Raw genomic sequence first — 15761 nt, 5'->3', positions numbered from 1 at the left:
ATTATGCCAAGACACCGTTTCCTTATTGAACGGTTTCTGGAAGCGGATTTAAGTCAATCTCAAAGCCTAAATCTTTTAACATTTCGTGATCTTTTGACATTTCCTGTCCTTCAGTTGTTAAATAGTCTCCGATAAAAATAGAATTAGCCGCATATAACCCAAAAGGCTGTAGCGAGCGCAAGTTTACTTCCCTTCCTCCGGAAATGCGTATTTCTTTTGTCGGCAGCATGTAGCGGAATAAGGCAAGCACCTTTAAACAATATCGAGGATTAAGATTATTTTCTCCTTGCAACGGAGTTCCTTCAATAGGATGAAGAAAATTAACCGGAATAGAATCTGCGTCGATCTTCTTTAAAGCAGCAGCCATTTCAATAACATCTTGTTTCGATTCACCCATCCCGATAATCACACCGGAGCAAGGAGAAATCCCTGCACGTTTGACTTTGTCAACTGTGTTTACGCGATCTTCATATGTATGACTAGTGACTATATGTTCATGATATCTTTCTGATGTGTTCAAGTTATGATTGTATCGATTGACACCAGCTTCCTTCAATCGTTCCGCCTGTTCGTCTTTTAAAATTCCTAAACATGCGCAAACCGTCAAGTTGTATGTATCTTTTATTTCGCGTACAGATTCGCATATTTTTTCTAACTCATGGTTTGTCGGCCCTCTTCCGCTTGCAACGATGCAGAAAGTTCCAGCTTTCAACTCTTGTGCCCGTTTGGCCCCCTCTAAAATGGCTTCTTTTGAAAGCAGCGGGTATTTGTTGATCGGAGCCGTTGATACGGAAGATTGGGAACAGTAGGAACAGTTTTCTGGACAATATCCTGATTTTACATTCATGATCATATTTAACTTCACTTTATTCCCGTAAAATGCTTTTCGAATCTTGTAAGCACCATGCAGAAGAAGCAGCAATTCTTCATCAGGACAGTCCAAAATTGCAGCAGCTTCCTCATAAGTTATTTTATGTCCAAATAGTACGTTTTCGGCTAATTCAACCCAATCGATTCTCATTTCGTAATCCCCCTTTTCTGTAATACTTAAATGGTAAAAAAAGAAAGGATATATGTCAACTATTTTTTAGATTAAGTTTACATAAAATACAGATAAAAATCCTGCCCGAACAGGCAGGATTTTTTTATTTTACATAAGCGCAGCCGACAATGATCAAAAGTATAAATAATACTACGATCAAAACGAATGAAGATCCGCAGCCATATCCGGCACCATGTACCGGATAACCGTATCCATGTCCACAATGGTGAAAATCGTGATGGTGAAAATGCATTTGCCCCACTCCTCATTTTTTAATCTAGGTTTCAGTTTACATTATGTTTTTTTGGACTTTCAGGTATGTGCACATGCCTATTTTTCCAAATTCTTTGGAACAAACGCCCTGCAGTTGGAAATTGGAAACACCAGTTGTGCAAGCGGGCAGATGATATCGTCCTATAAGAAACATGAGGAGGAACTTCATCTGCGACCGCATTGTGATTGTCTTAAAAAATCAATTTTACAAATTTTAGATTATTTGAGATTACTATAGACATGGCAGCGGTCAACGAAAGAAAAGGAGTGGGCAAATTCGTCTTTTTCCGACATAAGCTGCTAGTATTAGTTCAGAGTCATCTGACCAGTTATGGTTGTACAAGTTTAAAAATATCTTTTTTTCCAAAAAATATAAGCTGTTAAGCTTGACATGAGCAATGAAATGGAAATGGGAATAAAAAACGCAAAATGATGATTTTGAAACGGTATCGGCACATTCATCCCATACAAGCTCGCTACTAATGTCGGAATAGAGATGACGATCGTAATTGCCGTCAAAAATTTCATGACAATATTGACATTGTTGGAAATGACTGATGCAAATGCGTCCATCATTCCGCTTAAAATACTTAAATATACCTCTGTCATTTCAATTGCTTGTTTGTTTTCGATAATGACATCTTGCAAAAGATCTTGATCTTCCTCATACATTTTCAAGTAATTTAATCGCAGCAGCCTTTCCATGACAATATTATTGGATTTCAGCGATGTCGTAAAATAAACTAAGCTTTTTTCCAGACTGAGCAATGAAAAAAATTCTTTATTTTTCATCGATTGATGAAGCTCTTTTTCTACTTCGCTCGTTTTGCGATTAATTTGTTTCAGATATCGCAAATAATATGTTGAAGTTAAATATAAAATTTGAAAAGCAAAACGCGTTTTCATAAACGTATAAAAACCTTTAACTTTGTTTCTGGCAAACTGTTCAAAGATTGGGTTTCCTTGCAAACATACTGTAATAAAACAACTGTCAGTAATGATCATTCCGATCGGGATCGTTTCATAAAACGTTTGCCCGATGTCATCTACCGTGATAACCGGAATGTCAACAATAATCAACACATTGTGGTCCTCTTTTTCAATCCGGGATCTTTCCTCATCATCCAGTGCATCTTTAAAAAAGTCTATTGGAATTTGCAGCCGTTCTGACACGAAATGAACTTCTTCCTCAGTCGGTGCCACCATGTTGATCCAACAACCGTTTTGAATATCTTCAATTTCCTTCAATTGGCCGTTCGCGCTTGACATATAAATGTTCAGCATGCTTTAACCTCCTTTGCTAGAGGCAGTCTGCACGCGCAAGAGTGTCATCGCTTACGAACAGCGCCTCTTTCCGCATACATACTGCCTTACCTATCTCGGGTCCGTCCGGATCTAAAAAAGAACCGCTATTCATAAACGATTTTCACCCTCCTTCATCCATAAAAATTCAACCTAATATATGATACTAATTTTGTTTTACGATGTATATAGGTTTTAACGGAATTTTACATAAATTTGAACATTTAATAAAAAAAGGGCACATGTTTTTGTGCCCATTCGTTTACATATAATCTTTACTCTGTTTGATCGTCTTCAAACAGTTTTTTATATTCACCATAGCCTTCTTGTTCGAGCTGATCTTTCGGGATAAAGCGAAGCGCAGCCGAGTTAATGCAGTAGCGAAGGCCTGTCGGTTCTGGACCGTCAGGGAAAACATGTCCAAGGTGCGAATCCGCCGTTTTGCTTCTAACCTCTGTACGGATCATGCCGTAAGATGTATCTAATTTTTCGACGATCTCATGCTGATGAAGCGGTTTTGTAAAACTTGGCCATCCGCAGCCTGAATCAAATTTATCGAGCGAGCTGAAAAGCGGTTTTCCCGAGACGATGTCGACATAAATCCCTTCTTCTTTATGATCCCAATATTCATTTTGAAATGGAGGCTCCGTCCCGTTGTTTTGCGTCACCTCATATTGCATCGGAGTCAATCGTTTCTTCAGCTCTTCTTTATCCCAGTCGCTCCAATGCTTGCGTATAAATTCATCCCGTCCAGACGCTTGACGATACCGTTTGTAGTGAAAAGGATTTTTTTTGTAGTAATCTTGATGATAGTCTTCGGCTGGGTAAAAAGGTTTTGCCGGCAATATTTCGGTCGCAATCGGTTTTTCAAAACGTCCGCTTTTTTCTAAAAGCTCTTTCGATTGTTCCGCGAGCTCGCGCTGTTCCTCCGAATGATAAAAAATAGCCGTTTTGTAAGATTCTCCCCTGTCATAAAATTGTCCGCCCGGATCAGTCGGATCAATTTGCTGCCAAAATATATCCAGAAGCTTTTTATATGGAAACACGTTCGGATCAAAGGTAATTTGCACGGCTTCCACATGACCCGTCGTGTGCGAGCACACTTCTTCATATGTCGGATTTTCCTTATGTCCTCCCGTATATCCGGAAACAACCTTAATAATTCCCGGAAGCTCATCAAAAGGCTGGACCATGCACCAGAAGCAGCCACCCGCAAAAGTAGCCAATTCATATTTTTCATTGCTCATCATTTTTCCCTCCCTTTAGCTAATTTTCCTGCCAGCTCATTCTCATCGCAAAAGTAAAGATCAACTTGTTCTTCCTACAATACATTATAAAACGATTAAAAAGAACAAAACAATTGATTTGCAACTCAAGCATAGCGAAGTGCAAAAACTAGTATATTCGTTCCATTAAGAATTTTTCCTTTTTTGCTCCATGTTATCACGAAATGGCCATAACGCTGCCATCATGAAGGCTAAAAGCAAAACGATGGAAGCTAAAACGTATGGAAAATCGACGTCGATATCAAACAAAATTCCTGCAATCGCAGGACCGACAATGTTTCCTAAACTTGTATAAGTAGAGTTCATGCCGGCAATAAACCCTTGTTCATCTCCTGCCATATTGGATAATAGAGTGGTGACAGCTGGTCGAAGAAGATCGCATGCTAAAAATACAGCAAACGTTACAGCCATAATGAAAAAGTAACCGTCAACTAAGGTTGACAGAAAAATAAAGACGGAAGCGCCTAATAAACAAATTTCAATCAACCTTTTCTCGCCAAGATACTTCACTAGCTTGTCAAAGAAAACGATTTGGGCGATGAGTCCAAAAATCGTTCCTGTTGTTATGACGATGGAAATATCTTTCGGCGAAAAACCGAATTTTTTATCGACAAACAAACCGAACATCGTTTCATATGCGGAAAGACCAAATGCTAAAACAAACACGATCAATAGCGGTACAACATACGGAGGTTTGATCGATTTGCTTAATTCGCTGAAAAATTGAAGACGAGTTTGTTTTTCATCTAATTGTTGAATGTTATCATTTGGAAGCGGTTCTTTTAAAAGGAGAATGGAAAAAACGGCTGCGACAAGCGCAATAAATGCCGCAAGAAAAAACGGCACCCGAATGCCGAATTCTGCCGCAAATCCTCCGATGCCGGGCCCGATAATAAAACCTGCGTTAATGCTGGCAGACAAATATCCAAGCGCTTTCGGCCTGTCCTCTAAAGTGGTGATATCTGTAATAAACGCAGTAACAGCGGGCATAATACATGCCGCGCTGATTCCGCCAATTATTCTTGAAATCAAAAGCAAGAAGAACGCAGAACCTATTGCAAATAAAAATTCGGATACAGCAAACAAAACTAAACCGATGACAATCATAATCTTTCTGCCAAAACGGTCAGTAAAAATCCCCGTGACCGGCGAGGAAAACAACTGGGCAGTTGAAAATGCTGCTATGAGATATCCCATATAAACGCCCGATAAATTTAGTTCATTCATATAAGCAGGCAAAACCGGAACAACGAGTCCGATTCCTAAAAAAGCGATAAAAACATTGCAAAGCAGCAATATGAGGGAGATATTTTGTTTATTTGAACGTAACATGATAACTTCACCTGCATATCTTTGACTTTAAATTTTTATGTATCAAGAATCAACTACGATGTAAAATTTTTACTTTTACAGGAAAGAAAGAAGGCGATCCATCAAAGGACGTTTTTCATCCTTCTGGATCCCCTTTCTATCTCGCTTTTCTTTAACTTTTATGCTCGCGCAAATGAAGTACATATACAGCAATGCTTAAAAACAAGGCGCAGTAACCGACATTTATGTAAACTTTGTCTAAATTGTAATCTAAGTTTCCAGCAAGGTATTGTTTATATGCCATACCGCCCAAAATAAACAGCAAGGAGGAACATGACGATGCTAGCAATTAAATATATTTTTTTCAAATACATCACCCCTACACCAAATTCCCTTGCTTTTCTTTTTCTATAAAAATGTTTCATCTCTAACAATTTATTTTCTCTTATCTTCACCTCTCCGTCAAGAATTCGCCAGAAAGAATTTTCGCCATTATGTTTCATATTCCGCTATAATATTTTAGGAAAGGAGATCTGAAATATGGCATTACCTGATGATTTTTGCCGGAAAATGAAACAATTGTTAAAAAATGAAGCAGATGATTTTTTTTCTGCTTTGCGAGATGAACCGATCAAGGGACTGCGCTTCAATCGTCTAAAAATAGAAAAAGAAACGTTCATTCGGAAAATACCTTTTTCTCTTTCTTCAGTTCCCTTTTGTGAAGACGGATTTTATTACGATGAAAAACAAGACGAGCCCGGAAAACACCCTTTTCATGCAGCTGGGCTCTATTATATACAAGAACCGAGTGCTATGGTTCCTGCTGAAGTGCTTCAGGCAAAACCCGGAGAAAAAATATTAGATTTGTGCGCTGCGCCAGGAGGAAAATCGACGCAAATTGCCGCGGCGATGGAAAATGAAGGAATTCTTATCTCAAATGAAATTCATTTCAAACGAGCGAAAGCACTATCGGAAAATATTGAACGTTTCGGAATTCAAAACGCTATTGTGATAAATGAACGGCCCGAAAAACTGGTTCAACACTTTCCTAATTATTTCGACAAAATTTTAGTTGATGCCCCGTGCTCTGGAGAGGGAATGTTTCGAAAAGATGATAACGCCATCGAATTTTGGAGCGAGGATCTTGTTGAAAAATGCTCGTACACGCAAAAAAAGCTGTTATCTTTAGCGTTTCAAATGTTAAAACCCGGCGGAACTCTCGTCTATTCCACCTGCACGTTTTCTCCTGAAGAAAATGAACAGGTTATTGAGGCATTTGTAAGCATGCATCCAGAAATGTCTCTTGTTGAAATTCCTAAACGTGAAGGTTTTGATCGAGGAAGAGTGGAATGGACAAAAACGAATTTTGAAGAAATTTCAAAATGCATCCGCCTTTGGCCGCATAAAATCAAAGGTGAAGGGCATTTCGTTGCGAAATTAATCAAAAATGGCGAAAACAATACGAGAAGCAGCGTTTCATATTTAAAATCAAATGTCAAAAAACAGCAATTAGCTGAGTTTCAGCAATTCGAACATTCTTTTTTAAAGAAAAGAATAACCGGGGCATTTTTCTTGAAAAAACAACAGCTGTATGTATTACCTGAAAAATGCCCAGATATTACTTCGTTGAACGTTTTGCGGGCGGGTCTCCATCTTGGAGAAATCAAAAAGAAACGATTTGAACCGAATCATCATCTTGCCCTGTCACTCACACCAAATGATGTGAAATACAGTTATTCCTTCTCAACGAACGAAAAAGATTGGCAAGCTTATTTAACGGGAGAAACGATTTCATCTCCATTGGGTGTAGACAGGGGATGGATATTAATGACAATAGACGGCGAATCGATCGGTTGGGGAAAAGAAACGAAAGGAACCATTAAAAACTTTTATCCAAAAGGTCTTCGTGTTCAATTTTGACAAAACAAAAGCGGGTTTTGATACCCGCTTACTTATTTGAGAGGGAGCGGAACATACAAATTTGCTGAAATTACCCCTTCCTCCAAATCAATTTTTTCAGCTTGAATTTTAGACCCGTTTTCCAATGCCAGCTGATCAAGAAAGACTACAATCTGGCGATTTTTTGCATCAATCTGCACTTCTTTTGGAAAGTGGTATTGGGAATCAATATATTTCAACACATAAGAAACCGGAACGGAAAGTCTCCCAACCGATAAGCTTTTCACCTTTAAAATGACGTTTCCCTGCTGTACACTCGGTTCAAAAGACATGACCATGTCCAAATCCCGGCCGAAAGCGAGAAGGCTGCCGTACAGTTTAATATCATCCGTAATTTCAACCCAGTATGTGAGAGGCTGATGAACGGCTTCCTTTTTTAAATAATCATTGATGACCTTAGTTACTGTCTGTTTATCTGTTTCCACTTTAAAGACAGCAAAATCTTTACTACCTTCCGCTTCCTTTTTCAGAGGCGGCTTTTCCCCAGGCATAAGCAGAAGACCAGAGGAGATGAGAATAATCAAAAAATTGGAAAACAACAAGATAAAAAATGCAAGCTTCCATTTATTCATTTACTTCAATCCTTTTTTGTTCCATTTTCCAATGTTTCCATAACCCTTGCCGCAATCAATACATATCCGTTCTCGTTCGGATGGAATTCATCTGTATATAAGAGGTTTTTGTCCTCTCCTTCTTGAAAAATATCCTGAATTGAAACGAATACCGCACGTCCATCTCCGAGCAAAATTTGTTTCGTCCGCTCGTTCCATTCCGAAATAATCATATCAATTTCCGGAAATTCTGCCAATTTCCACGCAAACGGATTATAAAGCCCAATAAACGCAATGACTGCCTGTTCATTTGTCGACCGGATCTTGTTCATAATGTCTCTTAAACGTTGTTCATAAAGAAGGCGTTCTTCTTGAAAAAGTTCAACTGTTAATTCAAAAATATTTTCCCGCACGACTTTCATTAAATCATTTGCACCAATCGTCATGAAAATGAGATCGGCATCTTCCAATTCCTTTTTTACTTGATCTTCATCAAGCTTTTTTAACAAATTTTCCGTTGAATGCCCCATCGCTGCAAAATTGACTGTTGAAACAGATGAAATGTCTTCCTTTTTTTCTAATTCATCTGAAACGAGACCAACATAGCCTTCTTTTGTTCGGTCGCCCACTCCTTTTGTCAGGGAGTCGCCAAGTGCAACAATTTTGATATCTCCTTGCAATTGAAAAGAGCTGGACCTACTTTCATTCCCCGCGACAGCGATTTCAGTTTCAATCGGTTTGCTCTCTTCCTCTTCCGCCTTCGCTTGATTTGAAGGAGAAGCAGTGGATTTTTGGACACATCCGGTTAATAAGAAAAAAGTCATAATAAGAAGAGAAAATTTTTTCGACAGCATTCCTATCACCTTGTGACGATCTCTTTCTTTTTATTATATCATACGAAAAAAAGTTTAAAATTGACCCAAAGGCATCATGTACAGAGGGTCCTTTCCCCCTGCTGTCAGACGCTTTAGGCCAACTTTAAACTTTATTGAACAGCTTTTATATCGTTGATGATTTCGTCATACGGCGTATTTTCAACACCGTTGTAGCTTTTTAAAACAACTCCGTTTTGATCCACTAAATAAAAGCTCGTTCCATGAATGACCTGATCATCGCTTTCCGGTTTTTGAACGATCGTTTTAAAACTGTTTTTTGCAAAGTTTTCAATTGTCTCTTGGCTGTATCCGGTTAAAAAATGCCAGTTGTCAAGAGAATCGGAAAATTGATTTGCAAATTGTTTCAGTTTCTCTGGTGTATCTACTTCCGGATCAACGCTGAATGATACAAACTCGACTTCAACACCTTCTTTTTCCGCTTTTTCCTGCAATTGAGCCATATGGGCTGTCATCGGCGGACAAACGGTTTCACAGCTTGTAAAAACAAAATCAGCTACCCAAACCTTCCCTTTTAAATCTGCTAAAGCAAAGGGCTGTCCGTTTTGATCCGTAAATTCAAAATTTTCCACTTTATAATTCAACGGATCTTTTATTTTATTTCCGCTGCAAGCCGTTAAAAAGATCAATAACAGAAAACAGGAAATGAACATTTTCTTCTTCATCGATCATTCACCTTTCACCTATTCTCATCGAAAGTGTATCAAATTTTCATTCAAGTGAAAACAAATTCCAAAATGATTCATAAAAGATTCAAAAAACTAGTTTTTACTTATGGCTTCACATAGTAAGAAACTCCTAAAGCTCCTTTGCCGGTATGAATGGAAATGATTGGTGTCGTTGTGCAAATATCAATTTTATCGGCGGTTGTGATCTTCAACAATTCCTCTTTTAAGCGCAGCGCCAAATCTAATGCATTGGCATGCGCCACCCCAATCCTCAGCAAATCGCGATCTTTTATATCTTGAATCAATTGCTTCATAAAAAATTTAACAACTTGCGAATGGCTTCTAACTTTTGTGATTGGCGTAAAGATCCCGTCTTGTAAAGAAGCGATCGGTTTAATATTCAATAACGAGCCTAATAGAGCCTTTCCCTTTCCAATCCGTCCCCCTTTTTCCAAATGCTCGAGAGTGTCTACTGAGACATAAAGAAAAGTGTTTTTTCGCACTTGTTCTATATGAGAGATTATTTTGTCTAACATTGCTCCCTTTTTTGCCATTTTTGCCGCTTCAATCACTTGAAAACCTAAAGCGCTAGATATATAGTTGGAATCTATGACCGTAACTTCTCCCTCGGTCAGGCTTGCCCCCTGCTGTGCGGCGCGCACTGTTCCGCTCAGTTTACCGGACATATGAATGGATAGCACTTGAAAACCTTCTGCATGAAGGCGATTATACACTTCCTTAAAATGGATCGGAGAAGGCTGAGAACTTTTCGGTATTTCTGCTGATTCCATCATTTTTTCAATAAATTCCGCTGGTTCAAAATCAATGCCGTCCGTATAAGATACACCATTCAATGTATAGGTTAACGGAACAACTTCAATATTGTATTCCTCCAAAATATTTTTATCTAAATCTGCTGTTGAATCGGTAACGATCCTTACCTTTTGTGTCAATACATTCACTTCCTATCAAACAATAATATTTCAACCTTATCACGTTTCTGATCAAAAGAAAAGAAACAGTCTCTAATCTTTACCCGTCCTAACATATTTTGAAACTTAAAAATTCAAAAAACGGTCAATTTCGCAGATCTCTCCTTCTTCTCCAAAACGCTTAAAAAAATAAAAAGCCCTTGCCGATAATCAAATATCTGCAAGGGATATTTCTTTAAGCGTTATGTTTTAATCGGTTGTCTTGAAAAATTGATTCATAATCTTTCCACTTTAAAGCATGCTTCAAATAGCTTCGAAAATTATAAAGGCTTTTTGGCTTTGATTCTTTGCAAATGTTCGCTATAAAAAGCTGCAAATGAATATTTAACATGAAACGGTAAGAGTTATCCTCCTCCAATACTGGGATTTCAACAATCTTCACCTTCTGTCCATTTTCAAGTTTGAACTCTAGGCTTTTAAATAGCAAAGTATCAATCCTCTTTTTACCCGTTTCTTCTATTATACAACAAAATAGGAGCGAATTTTGCAAAAATTTGTCATATACAAAAATATTTTAAATTAACAAATTGAATAAGTTGCTGTCCTTGTTAACCTCTGTAAAAGGAAAACCTTTCTTTTTCATTCTTTCGACTAATCCGCGGTAATCTTCCCGATGCTTGACTTCGATGCCGACAAGCGCAGGACCGCTGTCTTTATTATTTTTCTTCGTGTATTCAAAGCGAGTGATATCATCCGTCGGACCTAATACCTCATCTAAAAATTCACGTAAAGCACCCGCACGCTGCGGAAAATTAACGATAAAATAATGCTGCAAGCCTTCATAAATTAAGGATCTCTCCTTAATTTCCTGCATGCGCTCAATATCGTTATTGCCTCCGCTAAGAATGCAAACGACATTTTTTCCTTTTATTTGATCTTTGTAAAAATCAAGCGCTGCGATTGGAAGCGCACCTGCTGGTTCTGCTACAATTGCATTTTCATTATATAAGTTCAAGATCGTTGTACAAATTTTTCCTTCCGGCACAAGTAAAAGATCGTCCAAAATTGTCCGGCAAATGGAAAATGTCTGATTTCCTACCCGCTGGACCGCCGCTCCATCCACAAATTTTTCAATTTCATCCAGTTCGACTACTTCGCCTTTTTCGAGTGATTTCGCCATAGCTGGTGCGCCGGAAGGTTCCGTGCCGATTAATTTTGTTTCCGGCGATACGCTTTGAAAGTATGTGCCGATGCCAGACATTAACCCTCCGCCGCCGATAGCAGCAAACAAAAAATCAATTGGCTCATCGCTGTCATTTAAAATTTCAACAGCAATGGTGCCTTGGCCCGCAATGACATCTTTATCGTCAAACGGATGGATGAACGTACGGTTTTCTTTTTCGGCGCATTCAAGCGCTTTTTTATACGCATCATCAAATGTATCGCCTGTCAACACAATTTCAATGTACTCTCTTCCGTGCAATTCCACCTGAGATATTTTTTGTTTTGGAGTTGTGGAAGGCATAAAAATTTTTCCATGCACTTTTAACGCTCTGCACGAAAATGCGACTCCTTGCGCATGATTTCCAGCACTTGCACAGACAACCCCATTTTTCGTTTCCTCAGGAGTCAAATGTTTCATTTTGTTGTAAGCTCCTCTTATTTTAAAAGAGCGTACAACTTGCAAATCTTCCCTTTTCAAGTATACCCGGCAACCATATTTTTCAGATAATCTTTGGTTAAATTCCAATGGAGTATGTGTCACAACATCCTTTAATGATTGATGCGCTTTTAATATATCTTCTACTTGGACGAATGCTTCAACTTTTGTCAAATTCGTCATCGTACATCCCTGCCCTTAAACAATTTCTTAATTTTTAAATTATAACACGATTCAAATAAAAATAAAATTACATCTATTGTTTTTATTTAGAAATCGGCTTTTTTGACCGATTGAATCCAATTTTACATGTGAAATTATATGATTCTTATATGTATTACTTGCAAGATATGGCACAACTAAAAAAGACGCTGCAGCGCCTTTTTTAATGTCCTATAGAAGCCGGCGAAAGAAGCAATGCTTCCTTGACTTCAAATTGACTCAGACCGTTCTTATTTATTTCGCTCGTACACAAGGAAGCGGTGCGGATAAACATTTTTTTCATCAACTACTCCATCTTTTTGGGAAATAAGCTTCCATTCAGAAAAATCAATTTTTGGAAAATATGTGTCGCCTTCAAACTCCCCCTCAATTTCTGTTACATAGAGCCGATCGGCAAACGGAAGCAGCGCTTCAAAAATCTTCGCTCCGCCAATTACAAACATTTCTTCTTCCTTATTGTTTTGGGCAAATTGCAAAAATTCATTTATCGAATGAAAAACGAGACAGCCTTCGCAAGAAAACTTTTCATTCTTTGTTAACACAATCGTTTCTCTTCCGGGAAGGGGCCGTCCAATCGATTCAAAGGTTTTACGGCCCATGACGATCTTTTTGTTCATCGTTGTTTCTTTAAAATATTTTAAATCATTCGGAAGATGCCAAGGAAGCTTATTGTCCTTTCCGATCAGCCGGTTTTCATCCATCGCAAACAAAAAGGAAATCATACACTCACCTCACCTTTAATGTGAGGATGAGGATCATACCCTTCCAGCGTGAAATCTTCATAAGTAAAATCAAAAATGGATTTTACCTCTTTATTCAATTTCATTGTCGGAAGAGGCCGCGGCTCCCTCGTCAGCTGCAATTTTACTTGCTCAATATGGTTGTTATAAATATGAACATCGCCGAATGTATGGATAAACTCCCCGAGCTCCAAGTCGCAAACTTGAGCAATCATCATCGTTAAAAGCGCATAGGAAGCAATATTGAACGGCACACCTAAAAAAAGGTCTGCGGATCGTTGATAAAGCTGACACGAAAGCTTTCCTTCCGCAACATAAAATTGGAAAAACGCATGGCACGGCGGTAGAGCCATTTTATCTAAATCAGCGACGTTCCAAGCACTTACAATCAATCGCCGTGAATGTGGATTCGTTTTAATTTGTTCAATGACATTTGAGATTTGGTCGATGGTATTTCCGTCTGCACCTGTCCACGAACGCCATTGGTAGCCGTAAATGGGGCCCAAGTCGCCGTTCTCATCTGCCCATTCGTTCCAAATTCGGACACCGTGTTCTTGTAAATATTTTACGTTTGTATCACCTTTTAAAAACCATAACAGCTCATAAATGACCGATTTTAGATGAATTTTTTTCGTCGTAACAAGAGGAAACCCTTTAGCCAAATCAAAACGCATTTGATATCCAAATGTGCTGATGGTTCCTGTCCCCGTCCGATCCTGTTTTTTAACCCCGTGCTCAAGCACATGTCTGCATAAATTTAAGTATTGTTCCATTGATGACACATCCTTTAGTTGAAATGTTACTTTAGTTTACAATCGGCTCGTTCTCTCATTGCTATTAAACCGTTTGTCAAACGAAAAAATTTTTTCAAAATCCGGATCGAAAAAGCCGTCTCATGCAGCTTATTTTTGCAATCTCCATCTTTAAAAATGGAAAAATTGGCGAATCGCCAATTATTTCCCGCTGCACACTTTCTGAAATTATTTTATCTCTTCCAGCTTATCATTTACATCTTCGTTATTATGAGCAATGCGGCTAGCTGCACTTGCAGCAATGGCTGCCACGATATCGTCTAAAAATGTATTGACTTTCCCGTCATGGCTATTGTTCAGCTCTTTGATGATTCCAAATTTTTCTTTGTCTAAATAGCCATAATTCGTAAATCCAATTGACCCATAAACATTTACAATCGATAACGATAAAATTTCATCAATTCCATATAGCGGTTCATCTGATTCGATAATTTGCTGAAGAGGTTCAGGAAGCAATTTTTGTTCCGCAAGCTTGTCTAAAGCAATTCCTGTCAAGACAGCATGAATGATTTCTCGTTTTCTTAAAATCTTTTCAACATGGTATGTGCATTCTTCAAGAGACAGATCGGGAATGTATTTTTTTTGCAGCTCCAACACGATTTGTCCAATGTCTTTTAATGTTACTCCCCGATCTTCCAATAATTCAATCGCTTTTTTTTGGAGCTTTTCAAGTGAATACGCCATTTTCAATCACTTCCTTTACTGCATCCAATTTGGAGGTGTGTTTGTGTCCCAATAAATTTTCCCCAATGCATAATGGGTTTGAAAGTGGTCATGGTATGTATGGTAATGAAAATCAAACCAATAGCCTTGTTTTGGCGGATGATCGACGCGAACATGAAATCGTATCAAGTCTTTTCCGCTCGTACGATCATAAATGTGAAAAATTTTTTCTCCTTTTCCATTCGCAGGTTTTTGGGATATAGCCAAATCTGCAAATTTTTCCTTCTCCGTTGCCAAGAAGGTTTTGATCACTTCTTCCATTTGCGGCAAAACTAAGTTGCGAAACTCATCTTCTATCACACCGCTGATTTTTTTGCCGAATTTTTCAAATGATTGTTTTTCCGCTTCAAACAAAAATTGATCGACAATGTTTGGCTGTTCTATTGCTGACTGATCTTGTGAATCACGATGCAGTAATAGTTTTTTCTCTTCGGCCTCCGGTGCATAGTTTGCGTCAGGAGCCTGTTTATTGACGGTTAAGGCGGACGGAGGCGCTACAAGCCCGAATGTTGCGAGTGTAAATAAAACGACAAGCGATTTTCGAATCCAATTTTTCAAGTTCCCAACATCCTTTCCGCCAAATGAACAAACGATACTATCATTCTATCATATTTTAATCAAAATAGATATTTGATAGAGTTTTTTGACTGAAAAGAAATGGGTTCAAAAAAACGAGAAAAAAGGGTAAAATAAAAATCAGAAGTTGGAGGCAGCAGATCGGAAGCCGACAATTTGGGAAACCGGCAGAAAATGACCGTTCAACTCATCCTGCAAAATTTTTTCTAGTTGATTGGAGGAAAGTACATATGTATGATGCAATGTTCATAATAGGTAGCTTTATTACACTTGCATATTTAATTGTAATGGAACTTACAGACTAAAAGCTCATGGAAGACCATGAGCTCTTTTACTTTTAAGAAGCTGAATATCATTAGCAATGCTTTTCAAATGCTTGAAGAAGATTTTCCATAACTCCTTCCAGCGTATTGCCTTCAATGTCATGTCTTGGGATAAAATGGACAACTTCTTTTCCTTTTAAAAGAGCCATTGACGGCGACGACGGTTCATAACCGATAAAATACTCCCTCATTTTTGCCGTCGCTTCCCGATCTTGACCCGCAAAAACAGTTACGAGATGGTCAGGGGTTTTTTCGCTTCTTACTAAAGCTTGTGTTGCCGCTGGTCTTGCAAGTCCCGCTGCGCAGCCGCAAACGGAATTCACAAAGACGAGCGTTGTCCCTTCCGCTGATTCCATAAATTGATCCACCTCTTCAGGTGTAACTAATTCGCGGAATCCAGCATTTGTCAACTCATCTCTCATCGGTTGAACGAGCTGACGCATATACTCTTCATAAGCCATTGACATTTTCAATCCCCCTAATTTTTA

The 15761-nt window shown here is 38.5% G+C and carries 18 protein-coding genes; 1 reads left to right on the top strand and 17 read right to left on the bottom strand.

The features are described from left to right. Nucleotides 1-22: 22 nt before the first annotated feature. The 6 genes from bioB to ypmT all read right to left on the bottom strand — a co-directional run bounded on the left by bioB (nucleotide 23) and on the right by ypmT (nucleotide 5527). Nucleotides 23-1021, bottom strand: a complete 999-nt coding sequence (bioB, locus tag ACVIJU_RS09125; protein WP_063389687.1) for a biotin synthase BioB — start codon at nucleotides 1019-1021, stop codon at nucleotides 23-25. Between the two features lie 124 nt (nucleotides 1022-1145). Next, the gene (locus ACVIJU_RS09120) at nucleotides 1146-1295 is read right to left on the bottom strand and encodes a YjcZ family sporulation protein (protein WP_082829556.1); all 150 of its coding nucleotides are present in this window, start codon (nucleotides 1293-1295) and stop codon (nucleotides 1146-1148) included. Between the two features lie 365 nt (nucleotides 1296-1660). Further along, the gene (locus ACVIJU_RS09115; protein ID WP_063389686.1) at nucleotides 1661-2599 is read right to left on the bottom strand and encodes a magnesium transporter CorA family protein; all 939 of its coding nucleotides are present in this window, start codon (nucleotides 2597-2599) and stop codon (nucleotides 1661-1663) included. 293 nt (nucleotides 2600-2892) lie between these two features. Further along, the gene (gene msrB, locus ACVIJU_RS09110) at nucleotides 2893-3864 is read right to left on the bottom strand and encodes a peptide-methionine (R)-S-oxide reductase MsrB (RefSeq protein ID WP_063389685.1); all 972 of its coding nucleotides are present in this window, start codon (nucleotides 3862-3864) and stop codon (nucleotides 2893-2895) included. Nucleotides 3865-4029: 165 nt separating this feature from the next. Further along, nucleotides 4030-5235, bottom strand: coding sequence for an MFS transporter (locus ACVIJU_RS09105; protein WP_066250280.1), 1206 nt, complete (start codon nucleotides 5233-5235; stop codon nucleotides 4030-4032). Between the two features lie 151 nt (nucleotides 5236-5386). Further along, entirely contained in the window at nucleotides 5387-5527 is a 141-nt protein-coding gene (ypmT, locus tag ACVIJU_RS09100; RefSeq protein WP_456687930.1) for a protein YpmT, read from the bottom strand. A gap of 227 nt (nucleotides 5528-5754) precedes the next feature. Between ypmT and ACVIJU_RS09095 the strand changes: the two genes are divergently transcribed. After that, nucleotides 5755-7134, top strand: coding sequence for an RsmF rRNA methyltransferase first C-terminal domain-containing protein (locus tag ACVIJU_RS09095; protein WP_130157591.1), 1380 nt, complete (start codon nucleotides 5755-5757; stop codon nucleotides 7132-7134). A gap of 32 nt (nucleotides 7135-7166) precedes the next feature. Here the strand turns inward: ACVIJU_RS09095 and ACVIJU_RS09090 are convergent, their stop codons facing one another. The 11 genes from ACVIJU_RS09090 to ACVIJU_RS09040 form a co-directional block, all read right to left on the bottom strand. Beyond that, nucleotides 7167-7745: a YpmS family protein gene (locus ACVIJU_RS09090; RefSeq protein WP_066250274.1), complete on the bottom strand. Its 579-nt coding sequence runs from the start codon at nucleotides 7743-7745 to the stop codon at nucleotides 7167-7169. A gap of 5 nt (nucleotides 7746-7750) precedes the next feature. Further along, on the bottom strand, nucleotides 7751-8578 hold the full coding sequence (locus ACVIJU_RS09085) for an SGNH/GDSL hydrolase family protein (protein ID WP_339199787.1): 828 nt from the start codon (nucleotides 8576-8578) through the stop codon (nucleotides 7751-7753). Nucleotides 8579-8709: 131 nt separating this feature from the next. Beyond that, complete coding sequence (locus tag ACVIJU_RS09080; protein ID WP_094245660.1) at nucleotides 8710-9282, bottom strand: SCO family protein; 573 nt, start codon at nucleotides 9280-9282, stop codon at nucleotides 8710-8712. A gap of 107 nt (nucleotides 9283-9389) precedes the next feature. Beyond that, nucleotides 9390-10238: a DegV family protein gene (locus tag ACVIJU_RS09075; protein WP_456687496.1), complete on the bottom strand. Its 849-nt coding sequence runs from the start codon at nucleotides 10236-10238 to the stop codon at nucleotides 9390-9392. A 214-nt stretch (nucleotides 10239-10452) separates the two neighbouring features. Further along, complete coding sequence (locus ACVIJU_RS09070) at nucleotides 10453-10704, bottom strand: DUF2535 family protein (RefSeq protein ID WP_063389678.1); 252 nt, start codon at nucleotides 10702-10704, stop codon at nucleotides 10453-10455. 87 nt (nucleotides 10705-10791) lie between these two features. Beyond that, complete coding sequence (ilvA, locus tag ACVIJU_RS09065) at nucleotides 10792-12060, bottom strand: threonine ammonia-lyase IlvA (RefSeq protein ID WP_063389677.1); 1269 nt, start codon at nucleotides 12058-12060, stop codon at nucleotides 10792-10794. A 269-nt stretch (nucleotides 12061-12329) separates the two neighbouring features. Then, entirely contained in the window at nucleotides 12330-12821 is a 492-nt protein-coding gene (locus tag ACVIJU_RS09060) for a dihydrofolate reductase (RefSeq protein ID WP_066250267.1), read from the bottom strand. Then, nucleotides 12818-13612: a thymidylate synthase gene (locus ACVIJU_RS09055; RefSeq protein WP_066250264.1), complete on the bottom strand. Its 795-nt coding sequence runs from the start codon at nucleotides 13610-13612 to the stop codon at nucleotides 12818-12820. Before ACVIJU_RS09055 ends, ACVIJU_RS09060 begins: the two co-directional genes overlap by 4 nt. 207 nt (nucleotides 13613-13819) lie before the next feature. Continuing rightward, nucleotides 13820-14335: a phosphatidylglycerophosphatase A family protein gene (locus ACVIJU_RS09050; protein ID WP_063389674.1), complete on the bottom strand. Its 516-nt coding sequence runs from the start codon at nucleotides 14333-14335 to the stop codon at nucleotides 13820-13822. Between the two features lie 15 nt (nucleotides 14336-14350). Beyond that, a complete protein-coding gene (locus ACVIJU_RS09045; RefSeq protein ID WP_066250261.1) occupies nucleotides 14351-14932 on the bottom strand; it encodes a YpjP family protein in 582 nt (193 codons plus the stop codon). Nucleotides 14933-15305: 373 nt separating this feature from the next. Beyond that, nucleotides 15306-15740, bottom strand: coding sequence for a BrxA/BrxB family bacilliredoxin (locus tag ACVIJU_RS09040; protein ID WP_063389672.1), 435 nt, complete (start codon nucleotides 15738-15740; stop codon nucleotides 15306-15308). Nucleotides 15741-15761 lie beyond the last annotated feature (21 nt).

It is taken from the genome of Aeribacillus sp. SP014 (assembly GCF_054055575.1).
The sequence above is the reverse complement of the archived record's forward strand: the minus strand, read 5'-3'. Positions and strand labels throughout refer to the sequence as shown.

Bases quoted from the DNA above. Each gene is read 5' to 3' on its own strand.
- bioB (WP_063389687.1), bottom strand. From the start codon at position 1,021: ATGAGAATCGATTGGGTTGAATTAGCCGAAAACGTACTATTTGGACAT.
- ACVIJU_RS09120 (WP_082829556.1), bottom strand. From the start codon at position 1,295: ATGCATTTTCACCATCACGATTTTCACCATTGTGGACATGGATACGGT.
- ACVIJU_RS09115 (WP_063389686.1), bottom strand. From the start codon at position 2,599: ATGCTGAACATTTATATGTCAAGCGCGAACGGCCAATTGAAGGAAATT.
- msrB (WP_063389685.1), bottom strand. From the start codon at position 3,864: ATGAGCAATGAAAAATATGAATTGGCTACTTTTGCGGGTGGCTGCTTC.
- ACVIJU_RS09105 (WP_066250280.1), bottom strand. From the start codon at position 5,235: ATGTTACGTTCAAATAAACAAAATATCTCCCTCATATTGCTGCTTTGC.
- ACVIJU_RS09095 (WP_130157591.1), top strand. From the start codon at position 5,755: ATGGCATTACCTGATGATTTTTGCCGGAAAATGAAACAATTGTTAAAA.
- ACVIJU_RS09090 (WP_066250274.1), bottom strand. From the start codon at position 7,745: ATGAATAAATGGAAGCTTGCATTTTTTATCTTGTTGTTTTCCAATTTT.
- ACVIJU_RS09085 (WP_339199787.1), bottom strand. From the start codon at position 8,578: ATGCTGTCGAAAAAATTTTCTCTTCTTATTATGACTTTTTTCTTATTA.
- ACVIJU_RS09080 (WP_094245660.1), bottom strand. From the start codon at position 9,282: ATGAAGAAGAAAATGTTCATTTCCTGTTTTCTGTTATTGATCTTTTTA.
- ilvA (WP_063389677.1), bottom strand. From the start codon at position 12,060: ATGACGAATTTGACAAAAGTTGAAGCATTCGTCCAAGTAGAAGATATA.
- ACVIJU_RS09060 (WP_066250267.1), bottom strand. From the start codon at position 12,821: ATGATTTCCTTTTTGTTTGCGATGGATGAAAACCGGCTGATCGGAAAG.
- ACVIJU_RS09055 (WP_066250264.1), bottom strand. From the start codon at position 13,612: ATGGAACAATACTTAAATTTATGCAGACATGTGCTTGAGCACGGGGTT.
- ACVIJU_RS09050 (WP_063389674.1), bottom strand. From the start codon at position 14,335: ATGGCGTATTCACTTGAAAAGCTCCAAAAAAAAGCGATTGAATTATTG.
- ACVIJU_RS09040 (WP_063389672.1), bottom strand. From the start codon at position 15,740: ATGTCAATGGCTTATGAAGAGTATATGCGTCAGCTCGTTCAACCGATG.